Annotated in this window: 22 protein-coding genes; 19 read left to right on the top strand and 3 right to left on the bottom strand. The window is 73.1% G+C overall.

Annotated features, from left to right (window positions below; genetic code table 11):
• The first annotated feature begins 132 nt into the window (after positions 1-132).
• Positions 133-1509, top strand: coding sequence for an Nramp family divalent metal transporter (locus J116_RS09200; protein ID WP_028963865.1), 1377 nt, complete (start codon positions 133-135; stop codon positions 1507-1509).
• Positions 1510-1563: 54 nt separating this feature from the next.
• Here J116_RS09200 and J116_RS09195 read toward each other — a convergent pair whose 3' ends face one another.
• Positions 1564-3255 carry a chitinase gene (locus tag J116_RS09195; protein WP_023586797.1) on the bottom strand — a complete coding sequence of 564 codons (1692 nt, stop codon included), beginning with the start codon at positions 3253-3255 and terminating at the stop codon, positions 1564-1566.
• Positions 3256-3655: 400 nt separating this feature from the next.
• Here J116_RS09195 and J116_RS09190 point away from each other — a divergent pair, with 400 nt between their 5' ends.
• The 14 genes from J116_RS09190 (at position 3656) to J116_RS09125 (ending at position 16290) form a co-directional block, all read left to right on the top strand.
• Positions 3656-4558 (top strand): hypothetical protein, encoded by a 903-nt coding sequence (locus J116_RS09190; protein WP_023586795.1) that lies wholly within the window; start codon positions 3656-3658, stop codon positions 4556-4558.
• An 85-nt stretch (positions 4559-4643) separates the two neighbouring features.
• Positions 4644-5375 carry a Flp pilus assembly protein CpaB gene (cpaB, locus tag J116_RS09185; protein ID WP_023586794.1) on the top strand — a complete coding sequence of 244 codons (732 nt, stop codon included), beginning with the start codon at positions 4644-4646 and terminating at the stop codon, positions 5373-5375.
• Between the two features lie 7 nt (positions 5376-5382).
• Positions 5383-6612: an AAA family ATPase gene (locus J116_RS09180; protein WP_028963864.1), complete on the top strand. Its 1230-nt coding sequence runs from the start codon at positions 5383-5385 to the stop codon at positions 6610-6612.
• A 20-nt stretch (positions 6613-6632) separates the two neighbouring features.
• Complete coding sequence (locus J116_RS09175) at positions 6633-7031, top strand: TadE/TadG family type IV pilus assembly protein (RefSeq protein ID WP_028963863.1); 399 nt, start codon at positions 6633-6635, stop codon at positions 7029-7031.
• 221 nt (positions 7032-7252) lie between these two features.
• Positions 7253-7696, top strand: coding sequence for a TadE/TadG family type IV pilus assembly protein (locus tag J116_RS09170; protein WP_037947277.1), 444 nt, complete (start codon positions 7253-7255; stop codon positions 7694-7696).
• Entirely contained in the window at positions 7693-9039 is a 1347-nt protein-coding gene (locus J116_RS09165; RefSeq protein WP_023586792.1) for a CpaF family protein, read from the top strand. Before J116_RS09170 ends, J116_RS09165 begins: the two co-directional genes overlap by 4 nt.
• A gap of 47 nt (positions 9040-9086) precedes the next feature.
• Positions 9087-10025, top strand: coding sequence for a type II secretion system F family protein (locus J116_RS09160; protein WP_023586791.1), 939 nt, complete (start codon positions 9087-9089; stop codon positions 10023-10025).
• A 16-nt stretch (positions 10026-10041) separates the two neighbouring features.
• The gene (locus tag J116_RS09155) at positions 10042-10929 is read left to right on the top strand and encodes a DUF5936 domain-containing protein (protein WP_023586790.1); all 888 of its coding nucleotides are present in this window, start codon (positions 10042-10044) and stop codon (positions 10927-10929) included.
• Positions 10930-11338: 409 nt separating this feature from the next.
• Entirely contained in the window at positions 11339-11572 is a 234-nt protein-coding gene (locus tag J116_RS09150; RefSeq protein ID WP_028963862.1) for a hypothetical protein, read from the top strand.
• Positions 11569-12213, top strand: a complete 645-nt coding sequence (locus J116_RS09145) for a pilus assembly protein TadG-related protein (RefSeq protein WP_028964628.1) — start codon at positions 11569-11571, stop codon at positions 12211-12213. The genes J116_RS09150 and J116_RS09145 overlap by 4 nt, the downstream gene beginning before the upstream one ends.
• Positions 12214-12242: 29 nt before the next feature.
• Positions 12243-12845 carry a hypothetical protein gene (locus J116_RS09140; RefSeq protein ID WP_028963861.1) on the top strand — a complete coding sequence of 201 codons (603 nt, stop codon included), beginning with the start codon at positions 12243-12245 and terminating at the stop codon, positions 12843-12845.
• Complete coding sequence (locus J116_RS09135) at positions 12845-13477, top strand: OmpA family protein (protein ID WP_023586787.1); 633 nt, start codon at positions 12845-12847, stop codon at positions 13475-13477. The genes J116_RS09140 and J116_RS09135 overlap by 1 nt, the downstream gene beginning before the upstream one ends.
• 306 nt (positions 13478-13783) lie before the next feature.
• The gene (locus tag J116_RS09130; protein ID WP_235617331.1) at positions 13784-14995 is read left to right on the top strand and encodes a GDSL-type esterase/lipase family protein; all 1212 of its coding nucleotides are present in this window, start codon (positions 13784-13786) and stop codon (positions 14993-14995) included.
• Between the two features lie 44 nt (positions 14996-15039).
• A complete protein-coding gene (locus J116_RS09125) occupies positions 15040-16290 on the top strand; it encodes a membrane protein (protein WP_023586785.1) in 1251 nt (416 codons plus the stop codon).
• Between the two features lie 77 nt (positions 16291-16367).
• On the opposite strand, the gene J116_RS09120 is transcribed toward J116_RS09125, so the two are convergent.
• A complete protein-coding gene (locus tag J116_RS09120; RefSeq protein ID WP_023586784.1) occupies positions 16368-16757 on the bottom strand; it encodes a DUF192 domain-containing protein in 390 nt (129 codons plus the stop codon).
• 107 nt (positions 16758-16864) lie between these two features.
• On the opposite strand from J116_RS09120, the gene J116_RS09115 reads away from it, so the two are divergent.
• Positions 16865-17674 (top strand): prepilin peptidase, encoded by an 810-nt coding sequence (locus J116_RS09115; RefSeq protein WP_023586783.1) that lies wholly within the window; start codon positions 16865-16867, stop codon positions 17672-17674.
• A gap of 277 nt (positions 17675-17951) precedes the next feature.
• Here the strand turns inward: J116_RS09115 and mgrA are convergent, their stop codons facing one another.
• Positions 17952-18989 carry an L-glyceraldehyde 3-phosphate reductase gene (mgrA, locus tag J116_RS09110; protein ID WP_023586782.1) on the bottom strand — a complete coding sequence of 346 codons (1038 nt, stop codon included), beginning with the start codon at positions 18987-18989 and terminating at the stop codon, positions 17952-17954.
• A 119-nt stretch (positions 18990-19108) separates the two neighbouring features.
• On the opposite strand from mgrA, the gene J116_RS09105 reads away from it, so the two are divergent.
• From J116_RS09105 to J116_RS09095, 3 genes are all read left to right on the top strand, one after another.
• A complete protein-coding gene (locus J116_RS09105; protein WP_023586781.1) occupies positions 19109-19870 on the top strand; it encodes an isoprenyl transferase in 762 nt (253 codons plus the stop codon).
• Between the two features lie 380 nt (positions 19871-20250).
• The gene (locus tag J116_RS09100) at positions 20251-21573 is read left to right on the top strand and encodes a PhoH family protein (RefSeq protein WP_023586780.1); all 1323 of its coding nucleotides are present in this window, start codon (positions 20251-20253) and stop codon (positions 21571-21573) included.
• 458 nt (positions 21574-22031) lie between these two features.
• Positions 22032-22733 (top strand): aggregation-promoting factor C-terminal-like domain-containing protein, encoded by a 702-nt coding sequence (locus J116_RS09095; RefSeq protein WP_023586779.1) that lies wholly within the window; start codon positions 22032-22034, stop codon positions 22731-22733.
• Positions 22734-22785 lie beyond the last annotated feature (52 nt).

The following is a 22785-nucleotide window of genomic DNA, read 5'->3' as shown; positions in this document are numbered from 1 at the left end:
CGCGAGTGAAGTCCGGTCACGGGGGGAAGATCTGCCGCGTCACCGCGCCCCGCCCGCCCGCCCATGGGCGTCCGCGGGTGCCCGGATGACGTGCGCATGATCGGACGGGACGAGGAGAGGGGCGGACGGCTCATGACGGACACCGCGGACACGGCGGAGGGCCCTGGGGCCCGTGACGGGGGCGGTCCGGGAGGGCGTGACGGCACCGGCCCGGGGGCGGGCGCCGGGGGCGGTGCGGCCGCGCCCGCGATGCGGCGGCCGGGCTGGCGGCACATCGGGCCCGGCATCGTGGTCGCCGCGACCGGTGTCGGCGCCGGTGACCTGGTGGCCACGCTCGTCGCGGGCGGCAAGTACGGCTACACGCTGCTCTGGGCGGCCGTGCTCGGCTGCCTCATCAAGATCTCGCTCGCCGAGGCCGCGGGCCGCTGGCACCTGGCCACCGGCCGTACGCTGCTCGACGGCTGGCGCTCGCTCGGCGCGTGGACGACCGTCTACTTCGCCGGGTACGTCGGCGTCTGGGGCTTCGTCTACGGCGCCGCCGCGATGTCCTCGACCGCGCTGCCGCTCGCCGCGCTGTTCCCCGGCGTCATGGGCCTGAAGTGGTGGGCCGTGCTGTGCGGGGTGGGCGGACTGCTGTTCGTGTGGTTCAACCGGTACGCCGTCTTCGAGAAGGTCATGACGGCGCTGGTCGGTGTGATGTTCCTGGTCACCGTGTACCTGGCGGTGCGGGTCGCGCCCAACCTGGGCGACCTCGCGGCGGGGCTCGTCCCCGCCCTCCCGGACGGCTCGCTCCTCTACACCCTGGGCCTGGTCGGCGGCGTCGGCGGCACGATCACCCTCGCCGCGTACGGCTACTGGGTGAACGCCAAGGGCTGGCGGGACACCGGCTGGATGCGGGTCATGCGGCTGGACAACCGGGTCGCGTACCTCACGACCGGGATCTTCGTGGTCGCCATGCTCATCGTGGGCGCCGAGCTGCTGCACTCCTCGGGCATCGCGATCGCCCAGGGCGACAAGGGCCTGATCGACCTGGGCGGGGTGCTGGACGAGCGGTACGGGACGGCCACGGCGAAGCTGTTCCTGGTCGGGTTCTTCGCCGCGTCGGTCACCTCGCTGATCGGCGTGTGGCAGGGCGTGAGCCTGCTGTTCGCGGACTTCGTGGCGCGGCTGCGGGGCGGGGCCGGGGCCTCGGCGGGGGCCGGCGCCGGTGCTGCTCCGGGTGCCGTGCCGGTGGAGCGGTCGGTGCCGTTCCGCGCGTACCTGCTGTGGCTGACGTTCCCGCCGATGGCGCTGCTCTTCCTGGACCGGCCGTTCGTGCTGGTCGTCGTCTACGGCGTGATCGGCGCCTTCTTCATGCCGTTCCTCGCCCTGACGCTGCTGTGGCTGCTCAACTCCTCCCGTACGCCCCGCGCGTGGCGCAACGGGTGGCTCAGCAACGCGGTGCTGGGCGCGGCCGGGCTGCTGTTCCTGGTGCTGTGCGTCCAGCAGGTGCGCGAGCTGCCCTGGTGAGCGCGGGGGCGCCACACCCCCCGGTGCGGCGCCCCCCAACCCGTACGCCCGCGTCTACGGCAGGTTGTGGACGTGCGGGCCGACGGCGTTGGACCAGGCGTTGCCGGCCGTCGCGTCCCAGTTGGTGGACCACGTCATGGCGCCGCGCAGCGACGGCCACGTCTTGGACGGCTTGAACGAGCCGCAGCCGGTGCCGCGCGTCAGGCAGTCCAGGGCGTTCTTCACGATGGACGGGTCGACGTAGCCGCTGCCCGCGCCGCGCGGCGACGCCGGGACGCCGAGGCCGACCTGTGACGGGTCGAGGCCGCCCTCCAGCTGGATGCAGGCGAGCGCGGTGAGGAAGTCCACCGACCCCTGCGAGTAGACCTTGCCGTCGCAGCCCAGCATGGAACCGCTGTTGTAGTACTGCGTGTTGACGACCGTCAGGATGTCCTTCACGGCCAGCGCCAGCTTGAAGTACTCGGTGTTCGTGTTCTGCATGTCGATGGTCTGCGGCGCCATCGTCAGGACCATCCCCGGGCCCGCCTTCGCCGACAGCTGGCGCAGCGCCTTCGTCAGGTACGTGGCGTTGATGCCGTGCTCCAGGTCGATGTCCACGCCGCTGAAGCCGTAGTCCTGCATCAGCGCGTACGCGCTGTTCGCGAACGCCGTCGCGGAGGCGTCGCTGTTGATGATGACGTTGCCCTTCTCGCCGCCGACCGACAGGACGACCGACTTGCCCGCGGCCTTCTTCGCGGCGATGTCCGCCTTGAAGTCGGCGACCGAGGCGTAGCCGACCGCCGGGTCCAGGTTGAAGGTGATCTGGCCGGGCGTCGTCGTGGAGTCCGCGAACGACACGGCGATGATGTCGTACTGGCTCTGTACCTCGCGCAGCTTCTGCACCTTGGCGCCGTTGTCGAAGTTCTGCCAGTAGCCGGTCAGCGCGTGCTTCGGCACGGACGGGTTCGGGTTGGTGCCGCCGCCCGGCGCGGTGCGGGCGGTGACGGTCGCGGAACGGGCCGACTCGCCCGCCGCGTTGGCCGCGGTCACCTGGAACGCGTACGACGTGTCGGCGGCCAGGCCCGTCACGGTCGCCGACGTGCCGGACACGGACTGGACGCGGGCCCCGTCCCGGTACACGTGGTAGCCGGTCGCGCCGCTCACCGGGCTCCAGGAGAGCGCCACGGACGACGAGGTCACCGTCCCGGCGGTCAGCCCCGCCGGCGGCGCGGGCACGACCGGGTCGGGGTCGCCGGCCCCGCCGCCGTCCGGGCCGAAGACCGACACGTCGTCCACGTGGTACGCGGCCTGCCCGTACCAGCCGTGCGTGTAGACCGTGACGGACGTGGTGTTCGCGCCGGTGGTGAAGCTGGTGGTCAGCTGCTGCCAGGCGGAGGAGCCGGGCGTCCAGGTGGACACGTCGGTCGTGCCGGTGCCGGTCGCGCCCAGGTAGGCGTACCCGCCCTGCACCCACGCGGACAGCTTGTACGTGGAGTTGGGCTGGACCTTCACGGTCTGGGAGCAGCGGGCGTTGTCGAGCCCGGCGGGCGTGGCCCTCAGGGCGGCGGCGCCGGTGCGGACCGGCGATGCGACGGCGGCTCCGCTGCCGCCGGAGCAGGTCCAGTCGGCGAGTCCGGCCTCGAACCCGGCGTTCCGGGCGACGTTGCGGTCCTCCGCCTGCGCGGTGCCGACGCCGCCGGCCAGGACGAGCCCGGACGCGACGGCGAGCGCGACGGCGCCGCCGACGAGCGATCTGGTGCGGTCCACGTGCTTCCTCCGGTGGGGAGTGGGGGTGGAGTGGGGGGTGAGGAATGGAGGTGTGGGATGGGGAGTCGGGGATCGGGGAAACGGTGTACGCGTCGGTGGCCACCGCGCTCCCATGCCCGACCAAGTTGGTCCAGACCAATGCGGTTGTCAAGGTTCCGGACCGGTAACCAGGCCCCGGTGATGTGCCCGTGAGTGGGGCGCCGGTCAACTCCTGTCCTGTTCGCCCCGTTTGATGACCCACAGGGAGCGCATGATCCCTCACGAGGAGTCCGAAAGCGGTTCTCCCGTCTCGTCCCCGCGGATAAAGTGCGAGTCAGGAGGACACACGGAACACCAGGCGTCGCAGCCGACTGCGACCCGCCGAGAACAGCCGGTGGCCGGAGCCGAACGGGGAACCAGCGTGCCGACCGCGATTGCCGTCACCAGCGCCGACCAGGTGCTGCCGCCGACCGACCACCACACCCCCGGCGCCGCCGTGCTGCCCCACCCCGACGACCAGCCGCTGGCCGCCGCCCTCGCCGACACGCAGACCCTGCTCGACCAGCACGGGCACCTCGTCGTCCTCTACCCGGCGTCCACACCCGCCGCCCACGTGCGCCGCCTCCACACCGTGCGCGCCCTGCTGGAGAGCGACCGCATCGCCCTGCTGCCGCTGGACCTGCCGCCGCTCGGCGCCGCCGTCCTCGTCCGCCAGCTCCGCCAGCTGTCCGTCTGCGACTTCGCCCCCGGTGTCCTCGCCACCGCCGCCCGGCTCCTCGCCCACTACATCCACGCCGGGGCGGTGCTCAACTCCGTCGCCCGCCTCGACCGCGTCCCCGTCACCCTCAAGGCGCACGCCAAGTCCTGGGTGCCGGGCTCCCAGTTCGCCGTCCTCGCCAACCCGCGGCCGCGCCTCGTCCGGCTCGGCTCCCAGGGCGGCGAGCCGTTCCCCGGGCCCGACTTCGCCACCCGGCTCGCCGTCGCGCGCGGCCCGCTCACCACCGACTGGGTCACCGGCACGCTCGCCCCAGCCTGGCGGGTCCAGGGCGTGGACGAGGTCCAGGGACCCGCCGCGTCCGCCGCCTGGTGGGGCACCGGCAAGCTCGTCGAGTTCGCCGCGTACCTGCCCGACCTGCCCGTACTGCACCAGCTCGTGTCCTCCGTACGGCGCGAGACGTGCGGCTGGTGCGGCGCCGGACTGCTCGGCGACCGCTGCGCCTTCTGCGCCGCCCCGTTCGCCCCGCCCGCCGTACCCGAGCCCCGCGCGCCCGGCGGGCCGGTCGCCGCCCTGCCCCCGGGCGCACCGATGCGGCACGCGTCGTGACCCGCCGCCCCGGGGCCCCGCCCGTACCGCCGTACCCGTGCCCGCGCCCGTCCCCCGCCCGCCACCTCACGAGGTTCTCCCGCCCATGAACGCACGTCAGCGCCGCGGCGTCATCCTGATCGTCCTGTCCGCCCTGTGCGCCCTCGGCGCGTTCGCGGGCGTCGTCGTCATCGTCGGGGACGTCCAGGCGAAGGTCGGGCCCGAGGTCACGGCGTACCGCGTCAAGGCGGACGTACCGGCCTACGCGCCGCTCCGGCCCGGCCAGTTCGAGAAGATCACCATGCCGGAGCGGTGGCTGTCCGCCAACGCCGTACGGAGCCTCTCCGGCGTCCAGGGCAAGATCGCCGTGTCCGACCTGAGGAAGGGCTCCCTCCTCCAGAAGGACATGATCGTCGACCGGCCCGCCCTGGCGAGCGGCGAACAGGAGATCGCCATCATGATCGACGCGTCCACCGGCGTCGCCGGGAAGATCACCGCCGGCGCGCGCGTCAACATCTTCGCCACCTTCGACGACGAGGGCCGGGGCAAGAACGCCGTCGCCGAGTCCCGGCTGATCGTCGCCGGTGCCCGCGTCCTCGACGTCGGCAGGCTCACGCCCCTCGACCAGAGCCGCAGCGGCAGCCGGGGCGGCGGCGTCACCGGCGCCCGCGAGGCCGTGCCGATCACCTTCGCCCTCACCACCGCCGACGCCCAGCGCGTCGCCTACGCCGAGTCGTTCGCCGAGCACGTACGCCTCGCCCTGCTGCCCAAGGACGGCCAGGCCGCCCTGAAGCCCGGCGACTCGACGTACACGCTCGACGAAGACAGGAACAAGTGAGGGCACCGTGACCGTTCGCGTCCTCGCGGCCGTCGGCGACCCCGACGCGGCCCGCGCCATCACCACCCTCCTCGCCCAGCTCCCCGACGCCGAACAGGCCGCGCCCGCCCCGGCCGGGGACTCCACCACCCTCGTGGACACCCTCGCCAGGGCCGCCGCCGACTCCCTCGACGGGCTGCCCGAGGTCGTCCTCGTCCACGAGCGGATCGGCCCCGTCCCCGCCCTCGACCTGATCCGCGAGGTCGCCCTCCGCTTCCCCGCAGTCGGCGTCGTCCTCGCCACCGCCGACACGAGCCCCGGCCTGTACTCGGCCGCCATGGACTCCGGCGCGCGCGGCCTGGTCGGCGTCCCCCTCTCGTACGAGGAACTCGCCCAGCGCGTCCAGTCCGCCGCCGCGTGGGCCGCCGGGGTCCGCCGCCACCTCGGCCAGTCCGCAGACGCCCCGGCCGGTCCGGGCGGCACCGTCGTCACCGTCAGCGGCGCCAAGGGCGGCGTCGGCACGACCGTCACCGCCGTGCAGCTCGCCCTCGCCGCCCGAGCCTCGGGCCGCAGCGTCGCCCTGGCCGACCTCGACCTCCAGTCCGGCGACGTCGCCTCCTGCCTGGACGTGCGGTTCCGCCGCTCCGCCGTGGACCTCGCCACCATCCAGGACATCACGCCCCGCGTCCTCCAGGACGCCCTCTACACCCATCCGACCGGTCTGTCCCTGCTCCTCGCCCCCGCCGACGGCGAACGCGGCGAGGAGGTCACCGACCGCGCGGCCCGCCAGATCGTCAGCGCCCTGCGCCACGCCTACGAGGTCGTCGTCGTGGACTGCGGCACGCAGATGAACTCCGCGAACGCCGCCGCCGTCGAGATGGCCGACACGGCGCTCCTCGTCGTCACCCCGGACGTCGTGGCGGTCCGCGCAGCCAAGCGCATGGTCCGCCTCTGGGAGCGGCTCCAGATCCGCAAGGGCGAGGACACGACCACCGTCGTCAACCGCCACACCCGGCAGACGGAGATCCAGCCCGCCCTCGTCGAGAAGATCACCGGCACCCGCGTCACCCGCACCGCCGTGCCCGCCGCGTTCAAGGAGCTCCAGCCGTCCCTCGACGCGGGCCGCCTGCACGAGCTGGAGGCCAAGTCCGCCGTCAAGCAGGCCCTGTGGGCGCTCGCGGGCGAACTGGGCCTCGTGAAGGCGGCGGAATCGACGGGCGAGCGGCCGGGCAGGCTGCTGAAGGCACGCAGGAAGTAGCGGGGGAGGGGAGGGCGGCCATGGCAGCACACGTCGCACGGACCGCCGCGCCACGCGGCGACGGCAGGCGCCGGTACGGCGACCGGGGGCAGGTGGCGGTGGAGTTCACCGGCATGGTCCCGCTCGTCCTCGGTGTCCTGCTGGTGCTGTGGCAGGCGGCGCTCATCGGCTACACGTACTCCCTCGCGGGCAACGCCGCCGACGAGGCGGCCCGCGCGGGCGCGGTCGGCGGCGACTGCGCGGCGGCGGCCGGGTCGAAGCTGTCCGGCGCCTGGTCGGCGAGCACCTCCTGCGGCGGCGCGGGCGACCTGTTCACCGCCGACGTCAGCATCCGCGTCCCGGCCCTCTTCCCCGGCGCGAACCTCCCCTTCACCGTCCGCGCCCACGCGGCAGCGGCCGACGAACGGGACCCCCGATGAGGCCCGCCCCCGCACCCGGCGCCCGAAGGCGCCCCCCACGCCCCGCTGCCGTCCCCCGCACCCGCCTCCGACCGCCGACCGCCACGCCCCACCGGGCCCCGGCCCCCGCCGACCACCGGGACGCGCACGGGCACGCGTGCCCGGCGGGCGACCTGCCCCTGGCCGCCGCCGACCACCGGCACCCGCCCACGACCCGCGACCCGGCCGGGCACCCGACGCCCATGCCGCACCCGCGTGACTGCGGCGACCCACATGAGTGGCGCGTCCCGCGCGAGTGCCGCGAGCCACGCGGCGGCAAGGCGGGCACGGGACGCGACCGGGGGCAGGCCGCCATCGAGTTCGCTGGGTGGATCGGGTTCCTGCTGATCGCAGCCCTCGCCGCGATTCAGCTCGGCATCGTCGCCTACGCCGCCCAGCAGGCCGGTACCGCCGCACGGGCCGCCGCGCGGGTCGCCTCCCAGGGCGGCGACGGCGAGGCCGCGGGGCACGGCGCGATGAGCGGCTGGCTCGCGGACGGCGCCTCCATAAGCGCCCCGCCCGGCGGCGAGGACGTCACCGCGACCGTCACCGTCAGCATCCCGACCGTCCTGCCCCTCCTCAGCTTCGACCCGGTCACCCGCACCACCACCATGCCCGTCACGACCAGCGAGGGAGGGACCTCATGAGCCTGCGGGCCCGCATCACCAGCTCCGAACCGGCCGGCGGGAGGGACGGCGAGGAGGACCACCTCGTCGGCGTCTACCGCGCCAAGCTCCTGGAGGAGATCGACCTCGCGGAGATGTCCGCGCTCCCGGCCGCCGACCGGCGCGTACGCCTCGAACGGGTCCTCGGCCACATCATCAGCCGCGAGGGCCCCGTCCTCTCCTCCACCGAGCGCTCCCACCTCATCCGCCGCGTCGTGGACGAGGCGCTCGGACTCGGCATCCTCGAACCGCTCCTGGAGGACGCCTCCGTCAGCGAGATCATGGTCAACGGCCCCGACCAGGTGTACGTCGAGCGGCACGGCCGCCTCGAACGGCTGCCCATGCGGTTCTCCTCCACCGAGCAGCTGATGCAGACCATCGAACGGATCGTCTCCACCGTCAACCGCCGCGTGGACGAGTCCAACCCGATGGTGGACGCCCGCCTGCCCTCCGGCGAACGCGTCAACGTCATCATCCCGCCGCTCTCCCTCAGCGGCCCCGTCCTCACCATCCGCCGCTTCCCCCGCGCCTTCACGCTCCACGAGATGGTCGGCCTCGGCTCGCTGGACGAGCACATGGTGATGCTGCTGTCCGGGCTGGTCCGCGCCAAGTTCAACGTGATCGTCTCCGGCGCCACCGGCACCGGCAAGACCACCCTCCTCAACGCGCTGTCCGGCCTCATCCCCGACGGCGAACGCATCGTCACCATCGAGGACTCCGCCGAGCTGCGCCTCCAGCAGTCTCACGTCATCACCCTGGAGTCACGCCCCGCCAACGTCGAGGGGAAGGGCCGCATCACCATCCGCGACCTCGTCCGCAACTCCCTGCGCATGCGCCCCGACCGCATCATCGTCGGCGAGGTCCGCGGCGGCGAGACCCTCGACATGCTCCAGGCCATGTCCACCGGCCACGACGGCTCCCTCGCCACCGTCCACGCCAACAGCGCCGAGGACGCCCTGATGCGTCTCCAGACCCTCGCCTCCATGTCCGAGGTGGAGGTCCCCTTCGCCGCCATCAAGGACCAGATCAACAGCGCCGTCGACGTCATCGTCCAGCTCACCCGGCACGCCGACGGCGCCCGCAGGATCACCGAGATCGCCATCGTCGACTCCCACGGCCGCGAGGAGTACCGCATCGCCACGGTCTGCCGCTTCGAGGCCCAGCCGATGACCCCCGACGGCCGCGTCCACGGCCGGTTCACCCACCACCCGCTGCCCCGCCGCGTCGCCCAGCGCCTCCACATGTACAACGAACCCACCCCCGCCGCGTTCGGCGTCGCCCACAGCGACGCCCAGCTCGCCCTGCGCGGCACCACCGCCGCGTAACGCCCTGACATCCCCTACGGAACCGGAATCGACGGACAGACGACACGATGGACAACCTCCCGCTCCTGACGCTCGGCGTCACCCTCCTGGCCGGCTTCCTCGCCGTCCTGGGCGTGCACGCCTACGCCGCGGGCAGGGCGCAGCAGAAGGCGCTCGTGGCGCGGATGACCCAGACGGGCCCCGTCCCCCTCGCCGGTCGCGGCCGCCCGTTCCGCCGCCTGGACCGGCGGCTGCGCCGCACGCGCCTCGGCCGCCGAGTGGAGCGGAAGCTCGCCGTCACCGGCCTCGACCTCACGCCCGCCGAGTACACCGTGTACGCCGCCGCGGGCCTGCTCGCCCTGTACGTCACGACGACCGCCGTGTTCGCCCCGTTCTTCGGGGTCCTCGCCGTCCTTGCCGGGCTGTGGGGCGCCGACGCGTTCCTCAACTGGCAGCGGCAGCGCCGTACCGAGGCGTTCATCAACCAGCTGCCCGAGCTGACCCGCGTGCTGGCCAACGCCACCCAGGCCGGCCTCGCCCTCCGTACCGCCATCTCCATGGCCGCCGACGAACTCGACGACCCGGCGGGCGAGGAGCTCCGCAAGGTCGCCGACCAGCTCGCCGTCGGCCGCACCCTGGACGACGCCCTCGGCGACCTCGCCGACCGGCTGCCCTCCCGCGAACTCGTCGTCCTCGTCACCACCCTCGTCCTGTCCAACCGGGCGGGCGGGCAGGTCGTCGGCTCGCTGCGCAACCTCACCGGCACCCTCGACGAGCGCAAGGAGACCCGCCGCGAGGTCACCACCCTGCTCTCCCAGGTGAAGGTCACCGCGTTCGCCCTGCCCCTCCTCGGCCTCGGCTTCCTCCTGATGATCAACGGCATGAACCCGGGAGCGCTGGACAAGATGACGGGGTCGTTCGCCGGACAGGCCGGGTCACTGATCGCGTTCGCCCTGTACACGGCGGGCTTCGTGATGATCCGCCGGCTGTCCCGGGTCCGGGTCTGAAGGCGCGGGGGAGAGCATGGTCCTGCTGCTGGCCGCCCTGACCGGCCTCGCCGTGTACGGCGTCCTCCACGGCGTACGCCTCTACCGCGCCGAGGCACAGCTCCCCGGCGACCTGGCCGTCGCCCTGGAGGTAGGCGCCACCCGCACCACCGCCGTCGGCTCCGGCGTCGACCGGCTCGGCATGCGCTGGGCGCCATCCGTGCTGCGCCTGATGGGCCCCAAGCGCGTCGACGCCCTGCGCCGCCGCCTCGACATGGCGGGCAACCCGGGCGGCCTCACCGTCGACCGGTACGCCGCCCGGCGCGCCGTGTACGGCGCCCTCGGCGTGGCCGCCGCGCTGGCGATGCTGCTGCGCGGCCAGCCGGTCGTCGCGGTCATCGTCCTCGCGTACGGGCTGACCTGGACGGACGTGCTGCTGCGCCTCGCGATCCGGCGCCGCAAGGACGACATCGAGCGCACCCTGCCCGACTTCCTGGACGTCCTCGCCGTCGTCGTCTCCGCCGGGCTCGGCTTCCGCCAGGCGCTGGAGCGCGTCGCGGAGAAGTACTCCGGTCCCTGGGCCGACGAACTGCGCATCACCCTGCGCCAGATGGACATGGGCGTCAGCCGCCGCGACGCCTTCGACCAGCTGCGCGAGCGCAACGCGTCCGAGCAGGTGTCGATGTTCGTCACCGCCCTCCAGCAGGGCGAGGAGCTGGGCGCCCCCATCGTGGACACGCTCATCCAGATCGCCAACGACATGCGCCGCACCGACGCCCAGAACGCCCGCCGCGCGGCCGCGAAGGCCGTCCCGAAGACCACGCTGGTGGTGACGCTCGTGATGCTGCCCGCCACGATGATCCTCATCGCGCTGAGCTTCTACTACGGCTCCGGCGTCGACCTGACCGACCTGCTGGGCGGCTAGCGGTGGACACCGGAACCCGAGGACACCAGCCGTCTGCAACCGCATACGCCCCGAGGCGGCTTGAGGCCCACGCCCCGTCAAAGCCCGTACGGACCCGCCCCAATCCGGCCCTCCCCGGATCGGCCGAATGTGCGGAAGAGGCTTCGCTTCCGCAAGCGGATGTGGGACATTCGTTGCCGAGTCAACGGCGGACCACGGGAGCGACGGGGGGCGCGACAGACCATGGATGACCACCGTTTCCGGCCCCAGTCGCCGAATCGGGCCCATGGACGGGCCCTGAGGCCCATGATGAAGGGGGTTCACCCCGAGTACGGTCACGCTCCCACCCGAGTGACCCCCGGGGCACCCCCCGCACCACACGCACCCGGCACCGAAGACCCGTACCATCCCGATCCCGGAGGGGACCGCCATGTCGAACATCGCACTGAAGGCCCTGACTCAGGCCAAGGTGTACGTGGGCACCTGGGCGAACACCACGACAGCGGCCCTGAAACGCCGCGACGACCGCGGCCAGGGGGCGGTGGAGTACGTGGGGGTGATCATTCTTGTGGGGGTGATCATCGCCGCGCTGGTCGGCTCGGGCGTGGGCGCGACCATCGCCACGAACCTGATCGCCCGCGTCTCCGCGATTCTCGGCGGCTGACGGGAGCGGCCGGCCGCGAGTGGGAGTCGGGGCAGGCTTCACCGCTGTACATCTTCATGGTGGTGAGCCTGCTCTTCCTCGCGCTCGCGTTCTTCGCGGTCGGCCAGGCGGGGGCGACCCGCAATGGCGCGCAGTCGGCGGCGGACGCCGCGGTATTGGCGGCGGCGAAGGAGTCGAGGGACCGGTTCGTCTTGGGCGACCTCGACCTCGAAGGCTGGGGAGAATTGTTCGACGGCGCACTGACGGGTGAGAACGGCTGCGGGGCGAGCCACGCGTACGCCGCCAGCAACGGGGCGAGCGTGACCGGGTGTTCGCCACTGGGTGACGGACGGTGGGGCTTCCATGTGTCCGTCCGTTCGGCGAAGCCCGTCGGTGACACGATTCTGCCGGGGACCGAGGGCCAGCACGCGGTCGCCACGGCCACGGCCGTCATCGTGCCTCGGTGCAGTTTCGAAGCCGCCGCCGACGAACCAACGGCCGAGGAGCCTCCGGCTGATGACCCGGCCGGTGACGAAACCTCCGCGGACAAGAAGAAGCCGTCCCCCGGGTCCTTGGATTGCGAGGGCACGCAGGTGGACCTGGACCCCGAAGCCCTCCCCGACATGTCCGACCTCTTCGAGGTGCGGCTGACCGAGGACTGACCGTGAAGGAACGCAGAGGAATGACACGCATGAGTACGCAGTACGGAGCGACCGCACGCGCGGTTCGGGTCGCCGCAACGGCCGCCGCGCTGGCGGCTCTGCTCACGGCCTGCGGCGACGGTGGCGGCGACGACGCCAAGGACGGCGAGCCCGAGAAGGCCGGAGTGGCCAGCTCGGCACCCGCCGGCCAGAGCGCGCCGCCCCAGGAAAGCGGCCCGAGCGGTCCGGACATGAGCACGACGCTGGCCACGATCAGCGGAAGCAACGGCCTGCAGATCGTCATCCACAGCGCCGTCCGCGAGGAGGGAGGCTTCCTCACCGTCAACGGGACGCTGAAGAACACGACGGACAAGCTGGTCGTCACCCCGCCCCAGTGGAGCGGCCAGGAGATCCAGGTCCAGAAGACCGGCCCTTCCCTGGCGGGAGTCACCCTCGTCGACAAGGTCGAGAAGAAGCGGTACTACGTGCTGCGGGACACCGAGGGCTACCCGCTGACGACCACGGGCGTCAACTCCATGCAACCCAACCAGTCGATCTCCGTTTTCGCCCAGTTCCCCGCGCCACCCGCCACCGTGGGGCAGGTGGACATCCAGTTCCCCCTCATGCCCACCGCGACCATCGAGATCTCGTGATGCGCCCCGCCACCCGACGTCCCGTCACCAGCGTCCTCGGCGTCCTCGTCCTCCTCACCGGTGTCCACCTCGCCGCGCCCTCCGCCGCGTACGGTGACGAGACGCCCGGGGCCGTGCCGCCAGGGAGTGAGGCGTCCGCGCCCGTGCCGGAGATCGACCCGACCGCGCCCGGCCTGAAGATGCGCGAGGGCGCCACGCTGGCCGCCGCCAAGGTGTTGCCGATCGTCTCCATCGTGGAGTCCGAGGGCGGTGAGGAGCGCCGTGAGGAGACCAGCACGAACCTGAAGTTCGCGCTCCAGGCGGAGGTTTTGTTCGGCAAGGACAGCGCGAAGCTGACACAAGAGGCGAACTCCCGTATCGCGGCCATCGCCGAGGAGATCAAGAAGCAGAACGCCACCAAGATCCGGGTGTTCGGCTTCACCGACAACCTCGGTTCCGCCGCGCACGGCGACGTCCTGTCCAAGCAGCGCGCCGACGCCGTGCACGGTGTCCTCTCGCCGCTGCTGGCCGCGCAGAACGTCACGTACGAGATCCGCGGCTACGGCGAGCAGTACCCGATCGCGGACAACAGCACGGAGGAGGGCCGCCGCAAGAACCGCCGCGTCGAGGTGTCCTTCCCGACCGGCGGCTAGGCGCGCGACCGGGCGACACGGCGGGCCGGGGGCATGGTGATGCTCCCGGCCCGCCGTCGTCGTCGCGGGACATATAGGCCGACTCCCGCGCCCGGCCTCGGCCTTGGCCGGATATCGATGCACCCGGTTGCGTAATTCGCCCCTTTCGTGACCGAAAAGAGACCCGACGCTACCTAGCGGTAATAACCCGGCGCGTGTGAGATTCCCGCATGCCACCGGCCGGCGGCCCACCCCTCGCCCATGTGCCACAGCGCCATGGGGCGCGCCCCGCGCGTCCTGTGGCGTGGCCGAACGATGGAGTTCGCCGTGCCCGGATTCCGCTCCACCCTCCACCGCAGACCCCCCGCCGGCTGGCCCGACCCCGCCGCCCCCCGTGCCCGCCGCGCGCTGGGCACCGCCCTCGCCCTGCTCCTCGGCGCCACCGCCACCACCACCGCCACCACCGCGCACGCCGTCGAGGCCACCGACCCCCGCCCGACCGCCGTGGTCTCCATGGGCGACAGCTACATCTCCGGCGAGGCCGGCCGGTGGCGCGGCAACAGCCTCAACGACGCGGGCTCCCGCGACGGCACCGACCGCGCCTGGACCGGCACCGCGTACGATCCCGCCCGCGTGTACGGCGCCACCGCCGCCAACGGCTGCCACCGCTCCGACTCCGCCGAGGTCAACGGCGCGTCCGGCACCGCCGACGCCCTGTTCAACCTCGCCTGCTCCGGCGCCACCACCCGCAACGTCCTGCGCGCGGCCAGTGGCGGCGTGGCGTACAAGGGCGAGGCCCCGCAGGCCGACCAGCTCGCCGCGATCGCCGCCCGCCACGACGTGGAGCTGATCGCCCTCTCCATCGGCGGCAACGACCTCGGTTTCGCGTCGATCATCGAGAAGTGCGCCAAGGACTACATCGTCTGGTACTCGTACTGCCACGACGACCAGCAGGTCCTGGTGGACTCCCGCATCGACGCCGTGATGGCCGACGTGGCCAGGACCGTGGACGACATCCGCGCCGTGATGTCAGCCGCCGGGCAGGCCCCGTCCTCGTACCGCCTCGTCCTCCAGTCGTACCCCTCGCCCATTCCGCGCGGCGCCGAGAACCGGTACTCCGAGAGCGGCTGGTCCCGGGTGAGCACCGGCGGCTGCCCGTTCTGGAACAAGGACTCCGACTGGGCCCGCGACTCCCTCGTCCCGCAGCTCGCGAACCGGCTCCGCGCCGTCGCGGGGGCGAAGGGCGCCCAGTTCCTGGACCTGCGCGACATGCTCCAGGGCCGCGAGGTGTGCGCGACCGCCAGCCGCCTGGTCAGCGCCACGCAGCCCGCGTCCGGCACCACCAGCGAGTGGGCGCGCTGGATCGACAGCGACAGCACCCAGGGCCCCGTCCAGGAGTCCATGCACCCCAACCACTACGGCCAGCTCGGCCAGAGCCGCTGCCTCACCCTCCTCCTGGCCAAGCCGACCGGGCACCACACCTGCCGCAACACCCCCGGCTCCGGCCCGACCGGGATGTACCTCACACCGCTCTCCTGACCGATTCCGACCGGTGGCGTCCGGGCGGCGGACATAATCGGCCGATGTCCTTGGACCGAACGGCCCCGCTCGCCCGGACCGCCGCGACGGACGAAGCCCCCGACCGCACAGGCCACCCGGGCCCCGACCGCACAGGCCACCCGGGCCCCGACCGCACAGGCCCCACGGGCCGCGGCCCGCGTGCCCGCCGCCACCGCCTCCCCACCGGCGCCGCGCAGGCGCTCCTCGGGTACGCGGCCGCGCGGCTCCTCGGGGTCGTCGTCCTCCTCGTCGCAGCGGCAGCGAGCGGCGAGGACGCCTGGCACCGGCTCATGGGCCGCTGGGACGCCGTCTGGTACGCCCGCATCGCCGAGCGGGGGTACGGCCACGAGGTCACCCTCCCGGACGGCGCCGTCCACTCCGACCTGGCGTTCTTCCCGCTGTTCCCCGCCCTGGAGCGGGCCCTGTCCACCGTGCTGCCCATCGGCGTGGCCCCCGCCGGGCTGGTCGTCTCCTGGACCGCGTCCCTCGCCGCCGCCTGGGGCGTCCACGCGGTCGGCGCGCACATCGCGGGGTGGCGCGCCGGGGTCGTCCTGGCCGTGCTGTGGGGCGTGTACCCGACGGCGTTCGTGCAGTCCATGGCGTACACGGAGACGCTGTTCACCGCCTTCGCCGCTTGGTCGCTGTACGCCGTGCTGCGCGGCCGCTGGGTCCTGGCGGGCGCCCTCGCGGTGCTCGCCGGGCTCACCCGCCCGTCGGCCGTCGCGCTGATCGCCGCGCTCGGCGTCACCGCGCTCGTCACCGTCGCCCGCGAGCGCCGCGTCACCCCGGGGCTCGTCGCCGGGGTGCTGCTCGCGCCGCTGGGCTGGCTGTCGTACGTCGTGTACGTGGCCGTCCGCACCGGCAGCCCCACCGCGTACTTCGACGTCCAGGCGGGCTGGGGCAACAGCATCGACGGGGGCGTCGCCCTCGCCCGGTTCGTCGGCGCGCAGCTCACCGGGGCGCAGCCGCTCGCCGGGGTGGGCCTCCTGGCGGCGTTCGCGGTGCTCGGCTGGGCGGTGTGGCTGTGCGTGCGGCAGCGGCAGCCGCTCCCGGTCCTCGTCTACACGCTCGCCGTGGTCGCCGTGTCCCTCGTCGGCGCCGCGTACTTCGGCTCCCGGCCACGCCTGATCATGCCCGCGTTCCCGCTGCTGCTGCCCGCCGCCGTCACCCTGGTGAGGCTGCGCGTCCGGTGCGCCGCGACCGTGCTGGCCGTCCTGGCGTCGGCGTCCGCCGCCTACGGGGCCTTCACCCTCCTCGGGCCGGGCCCCCCGTAGACCCGCACCCCGCTCGGCCCCGGCCCCCGTGACCCGCACCGTCACCCCGCTCGGCCCGGCCCCCGTGATCCGCACCGTCACCCCGTGACCGGCGCGTCCACCACGAGCCGTACCCCCGGCCGTACGCCCCACCGCTCCAGCGCCCCGGCCTCCGCCTCCAGTACGTGCCTGGCGCGGGGCCGGGGCAGCCCGAGGCGTCCCGGCCGCATCCCCGGCACGACGGCGATGACCCGCAGGCGGCGGTCCAGGTACGCCACGTCGATCGCGAACCGCATCCGGAACGTGTGGACGCTCCCGCACGGCGTCAGCAGCATCGCCCCGTCGATCCCGTCCCGCCCCAGCAGGCCGCGCGCCCGCGTCCGGTACGAGGCGGCGATCTCCACCGGGACCTCCACCGGAAAAGCCCCCGGGCCTCCCGCCTCACCGTCCCCGACCCGCAGCGTGCCCGTCCCGTCGCGCCATCCCATACCGGCACGGTAGGCCCCCGCCCCGCCCCGCCGCCGGGGTTCGCCGGGACGAGTGGAACCGCGACGCCCCCATAGGCGAGCGGGCCGCGCCCTTCTAGGGTCGGCGTGTGTACGCCACGCTGATCGCCGTCGCCGCCCTGTGGGGTGCCGCCGCCGGGCTGCTCGTCCGGCGGGCCGCGCACCGGCTGGCCGTCGAGCCGGACGAGCCCTGGCGCGACTCGTGCCCCGCCGGGCACCCCTACGCCCCCGGCCCGCGCGGCTGGCTGGGCCCCGCGCGCTGCGCCGCCTGCGCCCGGCGCGACCGGGGGGCGCTCCGCACCGCCGCGCCGCTCGCCGGGGCCGTCGCGTGCGCGCTGCTCGCCGGGGCCACGGGGGCGGGGACGGCAGGCGCCGGTCCGGTCGCCGGGGCCGGGGCGGTGTGGGGCACCGGGTGGCGGCCCGAACTGGTGGTGTGGCTGCTGCTGGCGCCGTTCGCGCTGCTCCTCGCCGCCGTGGACCGGCGGGTGCACCGGCTACCCGACCACCTGACCCTGCCGCTCGCCGGGGCCGTCCCGCTCCTGCTGGGCGCCGCCGCGCTGCTGCCGGGCCACGCCGGGTCGTGGCGCCTGTCCCTGCTGGGCGCCCTCGCGCTGGGCGGCGCCTACCTGGTGCTGTTCCTGGTCAACCCGAACGGCATGGGCTTCGGCGACGTGAAGCTCGCGCTGCCGCTGGGCGCCGCGCTCGGCTGGTACGGCTGGCGGGTCCTGCTGCTGGGCGCCTTCGCGGGCTTCGCCCTGGGCGCCGCGTACGGCCTGGTACTGGTCCTGCGCCGCCGCGCGACCCGCAGGAGCGCCATCCCCTTCGGCCCCTTCATGATCGCCGGGGCGGTGCTGGGCCTCCTCGTCGGCGCCCTCCTCCCCACGTGGAGCCCCACGTGAAACCCCACGTGGAGCCCCACGCCCACGCCCGGGCCCGCCCGGAGGCCGACGCGCGGGCACGGGCGTCAACCGGGCGCCCGCCGGGCGGGGTCACCCCTGCGGAGGACAGCCCAGGCGGGCCGGTTCCGTGTCCGTACCGCAGTCCCGTGTTTCCGGAGCGTAGCGACGGCATGTCTTGGCACCCATCCGCCCTTACAAAGGGTTATGGTGGAAACCCCCCCTCGGGCCGGTCCGTATCCCCCCCCACGGACCGGCCCGTTTTCTTGCCCTCGTCCGGTCAGCTCCGGGCGGCCCAGATGTTGACCCCGGCCGTGTCCACGGCGAACGAGTCGATCTCCCGCAGCTCCTCGTCGGTCAGCGGCGCCCCGCCCAGCGCGGCGACGTTCTGCTCCAGCTGCGCCACGCTCGACGCGCCGATCAGCGCCGACGTCATCCGCTCGTCGCGCAGCACCCACGTGAGGGCGAGCTGCGCCAGCGACTGGCCGCGGCGGCGGGCGATCTCGTCCAGGCCGCGCAGCCGCCGTACGACGTCCTCGGAGATCAGGCCCGGGTCCAGCGACTTGCCGAGCGACGCCCGGGAGCCCTCCGGGATGCCCTTCAGGTACTTGTCGGTGAGCATGCCCTGGGCGAGCGGCGCGAAGGCGATGCAGCCCATGCCCTCCGCCTCCAGCACGTCGAGGAGGCCGTCCTCCTCCGTCCACCGGTTGATCATCGAGTACGACGGCTGGTGGATCAGCGCCGGGACGCCCATCTCGCGCAGCAGCCGCGCGGCCTCGGCGGTCTGCTCGCTCGTGTACGAGGAGACGCCCACGTACAGCGCCTTGCCCTGCTGGACGGCGGACGCCAGAGCGCCCATCGTCTCCTCCAGCGGGGTGTGCCGGTCGAAGCGGTGCGAGTAGAAGATGTCGACGTACTCCAGGCCCATCCGCTGCAGCGACGCGTCGAGCGAGGACAGCAGGTACTTGCGGGAGCCCCACTCGCCGTACGGGCCGGGGTGCATCAGATACCCCGCCTTGGTGGAGATGACCAGCTCGTCCCGGTACGGACGGAAGTCCCGCGCGAGGTGCCGGCCGAAGTTCACCTCGGCGGAACCGGGCGGCGGGCCGTAGTTGTTCGCCAGGTCGAAGTGGGTGACGCCGAGGTCGAACGCCCGGCGCAGGATGGCTCGCTGGGACTCCAGCGTGCGGTCGTCGCCGAAGTTGTGCCAGAGGCCCAGGGAGATGGCGGGGAGCTTGAGGCCGCTGCGGCCGGTCCTGCGGTACTCCATGGAGTCGTACCGGTCGTCGGCAGCGCGGTAGAGAGGGGAAGCGGACATGCTTTTTCCCTATCACGGACTTGTGACACACCGGGTTGGGCCGCTGCCCGTAGCGCGCAGTAATGTGGCGCACCTCGGGGGACGGCCAGCGGTGCCCCCGTATGCGAGAGGTGAGATCGGTGAACTTGCGCGACCTGGTGTACAGGCTCTACGCGCGCCGGGTGGAGGGCCGCCTCGACCACGCCCAGGTGCCCAAGCACATCGGCGTCATCCTCGACGGCAACCGCCGCTGGGCGAAGGCGTCCGGCGGCACGCCCGAGCAGGGCCACAAGGCCGGCGCCAGCAAGATCATGGAGCTGCTCGGCTGGTGCACGGAGACGGACGTCGAGGTCGTCACGCTCTGGATGCTGTCCACCGACAACCTCAACCGCCCGGAGGAGCAGCTGGTGCCGCTCCTCGGCATCATCGAGGACGCCGTCCGCACCATCGCCGCCGACGGCCGCTGGCGCGTCCACCACGTCGGCACCCTGGACCTGCTCCCCGCCCGCACGCAGGCGGTCCTCAAGGAGGCCGAGGAGTCGACGCGGCACATCGACGGGATACTCGTCAACGTCGCCGTCGGCTACGGCGGCCGCCAGGAGATCGCCGACGCGGTCCGCTCCCTGCTGCTGGAGCACGCCGAGAAGGGCACCTCCTTCGAGGAGCTCGCCGAGGTCGTGGACATCGACCTGATCTCCGAGCACCTCTACACGCGCGGCCAGCCCGACCCGGACCTGGTCATCCGCACCAGCGGCGAGCAGCGGCTGTCCGGCTTCATGCTCTGGCAGTCCGCGCACTCCGAGTACTACTTCTGCGAGGTGCACTGGCCGGCCTTCCGCAAGGTCGACTTCCTGCGGGCGCTGCGCGACTACGCCGCCCGCCACCGCCGCTACGGCACCTGACCTGCCGGGGCGCGCACGCCCCCGCCACCGCCGCTACCGAGCCGGGCCGCCGAACGAGGCGGCCCGGCTCCCGCGCGTCCGGGGGCCGCCGCACCCGTCCGACGGGCTGTCATATGCCAGCCGATCACCGGCATGGCGCGGCGGCAACGGGGGCATATCCCTTCCAGAGTGAGCGGTACGGAGCCCGCTCGCCCGGGAGGCCCTTTGCGCCAGGACCACCGCACACCCCAGGTGGGCGGACGAACCGGAGGGCCGGAGTCGCGGCCCGTGCACCGAGGCCCGATCCCGGCCCGCCCCACCGCGACGCCGCAGCCGCCGCAGCTCTCGCGGACGTCGCACCCCGACCTCACGCGCCTCTATAAGAGGGGGTCTGTCCTTCCGTGGTGACCAGCACTAAGCGCCGTCCCGACGACCGGCGCACCTATGTACTCGACACCAGCGTCCTGCTGGCCGACCCCAACGCCCTGACCCGCTTCGACGAGCACGAGGTCGTGCTGCCCGTCGTCGTGGTGACGGAACTGGAGGCCAAGAGGCACCACCCGGAGCTCGGCTACTTCGCCCGCCAGGCGCTGCGCCTGCTGGACGACCTGCGGGTCCGGTACGGGCGGCTCGACGCGCCCGTCACCGTGGGCGACCTGGGCGGGACCCTGCGCGTGGAGCTCAACCACTCGGACCCGGGCCTCCTCCCGGCCGGGTACCGCCTCGGGGACAACGACTCGCGCATCCTCGCCGTGGCCCGCAACCTCCAGGCCGAGGGGTACGACGTCACGGTCGTCTCCAAGGACCTGCCGCTCCGTATCAAGGCGTCCTCCGTCGGCCTCCTCGCCGAGGAGTACCGCGCCGAGCTGGCCGTCACCGACTCCGGCTGGACCGGCATGTGCGAGGTGCCGCTCTCCGCCGATCAGGTGGACCTCCTCTACACCGAGGAGACGCTGTACGTGCCCGACGCGGCCGACCTGCCCGTGCACACCGGCCTGGTCCTCCAGTCCGAGCGCGGCAAGGCGCTGGGCCGGGTCACCGCGGACGGGACCGTACGGCTGGTGCGCGGCGACCGGGAGGCGTTCGGCATCCGGGGCCGCAGCGCCGAGCAGCGCATCGCCCTCGACCTGCTGCTCGACCCGGACGTGGGCATCGTGTCGCTGGGCGGCCGGGCCGGCACCGGCAAGTCGGCGCTCGCGCTGTGCGCCGGACTCGAGGCCGTACTGGAGCGCCGCCAGCACCAGAAGGTGATGGTCTTCCGGCCGCTGTACGCGGTGGGCGGGCAGGAGCTCGGCTATCTGCCGGGCACCGAGGCCGAGAAGATGAACCCGTGGGCGCAGGCCGTCTACGACACGCTGTCGGCGGTGACGTCCCGCGAGGTCATCGAGGAGATCACGGCCCGCGACATGCTGGAGGTCCTGCCGCTCACCCACATCCGCGGCCGCTCCCTGCACGACGCGTTCGTCATCGTCGACGAGGCGCAGTCCCTCGAACGCAACGTCCTGCTGACCGTGCTGTCCAGGATCGGGGCGAACTCCCGGGTCGTCCTCACCCATGACGTGGCCCAGCGGGACAACCTCCGGGTGGGCCGGTACGACGGAGTCGTCGCCGTGGTGGAGAAGCTGAAGGGGCATCCGCTGTTCGCGCATGTGACGCTCGCCCGGTCCGAGCGCTCCCAGATCGCCGCACTGGTCACCGAAATGCTCGAAGACGTTCACATCTAGGTCGAACACGGGCAAAAAGTGACGACGGTGTGATCGGGAAAGTGACCGATCGCCACCCAAAACACCCATAGAGGAGTTGGACCCACGGGCGCCGTCCGGCGAAGCGCGAGAGCTTAGCCGGGCGGCGCCTCTTCGCGCGCCCCTTTCGTCGAAACTCCTGGGACGAAAGGGATGTGAGCTTTCCCACGCGGCGAGGAAGTGCCTTGCGTTGACGCCTTCCCGCTAGAGTCTTGCTTCCGTCAGGCCCCGCATACGGCACAGCCACATCCTCACGGACCCGTGGCGGCACAACTCAACAGTCGTTCGCCGTATGCCGCCCGAGCACCACGCGGCGCTCCCCGAGGGGAGTTGCCCACCGGGCCCGTGTTCCCCGTGACCCAAGCGAGTGGGGGACCAGCGCCAGGGGCACGATCGCGCCCGCGAGGTCACCCGTGCGGGCGATGCTGGAAGGAAACCGTGTGAGCCGGATCTCGGTCCGGGGATTCGCGGTGGCGTCGGCCACCGCGGTCACCACTGTCGGCGCCGTCGTCGGTGTCGCCGCGGGCAACCCGCAGGCGGCGCAGCCGGAGAAGTTCGAGGCGACCGCCGCCGACATGACCCTCCTCGCCGACATACCCGCAGGCCAGCAGGTACAGGTTCAGGTCGCCTCGCTGACGCAGCAGGCCGAGGCGCAGGCCTCGGCGGCCGACACCGCCGCGCAGCAGGCCGCCTGGGAGGACGCGCGCCGCCAGGCCGCCAAGGACGCCGAGGCGAAGAAGGCCGCCGCGGAGGAGAAGGCCGAGAAGGAGCGCGAGGAGCGGGAGGCACGCGAGCGCGCCAGCCGCGACGCCGTCCGCGACGCGTCGAGCTTCGCCGCCCAGTCGTCGTACACCATCGCCGAAGTGCAGGCCATGGCCCGCCAGATGGTGCCGGGCGACCAGTTCCAGTGCTTCAGCAACATCGTGGACCACGAGTCCAGCTGGAACTACCGGGCGCAGAACCCCTCTTCGGGCGCGTACGGCCTCGTCCAGGCGCTCCCCGGGTCCAAGATGGCCTCCGCGGGCGCCGACTGGCAGACCAACCCGGCCACCCAGATCAAGTGGGGCCTCAACTACATGAACGAGCGCTACGGCAGCCCCTGCGGCGCCTGGTCCTTCTGGCAGGCCAACCACTGGTACTGACAGCGGCGCTCAACTCCGCGGAGCCCCTCACCGTCCTACGGTGAGGGGCTTC

The organism is Streptomyces thermolilacinus SPC6, from assembly GCF_000478605.2.
Lineage (GTDB): Bacteria > Actinomycetota > Actinomycetes > Streptomycetales > Streptomycetaceae > Streptomyces > Streptomyces thermolilacinus.
Note: the sequence above shows the minus strand (reverse complement) of the source record. Positions and strands in the feature narration are given on the sequence as shown.

What these genes read in the sequence shown, in the direction of transcription:
- cpaB (WP_023586794.1), top strand. Translation starts at nt 4,644, where the DNA reads ATGAACGCACGTCAGCGCCGCGGCGTCATCCTGATCGTCCTGTCCGCC.
- J116_RS09135 (WP_023586787.1), top strand. Translation starts at nt 12,845, where the DNA reads ATGCGCCCCGCCACCCGACGTCCCGTCACCAGCGTCCTCGGCGTCCTC.
- J116_RS09165 (WP_023586792.1), top strand. Translation starts at nt 7,693, where the DNA reads ATGAGCCTGCGGGCCCGCATCACCAGCTCCGAACCGGCCGGCGGGAGG.
- mgrA (WP_023586782.1), bottom strand. Translation starts at nt 18,989, where the DNA reads ATGTCCGCTTCCCCTCTCTACCGCGCTGCCGACGACCGGTACGACTCC.
- J116_RS09175 (WP_028963863.1), top strand. Translation starts at nt 6,633, where the DNA reads ATGGCAGCACACGTCGCACGGACCGCCGCGCCACGCGGCGACGGCAGG.
- J116_RS09140 (WP_028963861.1), top strand. Translation starts at nt 12,243, where the DNA reads ATGAGTACGCAGTACGGAGCGACCGCACGCGCGGTTCGGGTCGCCGCA.
- J116_RS09155 (WP_023586790.1), top strand. Translation starts at nt 10,042, where the DNA reads ATGGTCCTGCTGCTGGCCGCCCTGACCGGCCTCGCCGTGTACGGCGTC.
- J116_RS09150 (WP_028963862.1), top strand. Translation starts at nt 11,339, where the DNA reads ATGTCGAACATCGCACTGAAGGCCCTGACTCAGGCCAAGGTGTACGTG.
- J116_RS09170 (WP_037947277.1), top strand. Translation starts at nt 7,253, where the DNA reads ATGCCGCACCCGCGTGACTGCGGCGACCCACATGAGTGGCGCGTCCCG.
- J116_RS09200 (WP_028963865.1), top strand. Translation starts at nt 133, where the DNA reads ATGACGGACACCGCGGACACGGCGGAGGGCCCTGGGGCCCGTGACGGG.
- J116_RS09120 (WP_023586784.1), bottom strand. Translation starts at nt 16,757, where the DNA reads ATGGGATGGCGCGACGGGACGGGCACGCTGCGGGTCGGGGACGGTGAG.
- J116_RS09125 (WP_023586785.1), top strand. Translation starts at nt 15,040, where the DNA reads ATGTCCTTGGACCGAACGGCCCCGCTCGCCCGGACCGCCGCGACGGAC.
- J116_RS09160 (WP_023586791.1), top strand. Translation starts at nt 9,087, where the DNA reads ATGGACAACCTCCCGCTCCTGACGCTCGGCGTCACCCTCCTGGCCGGC.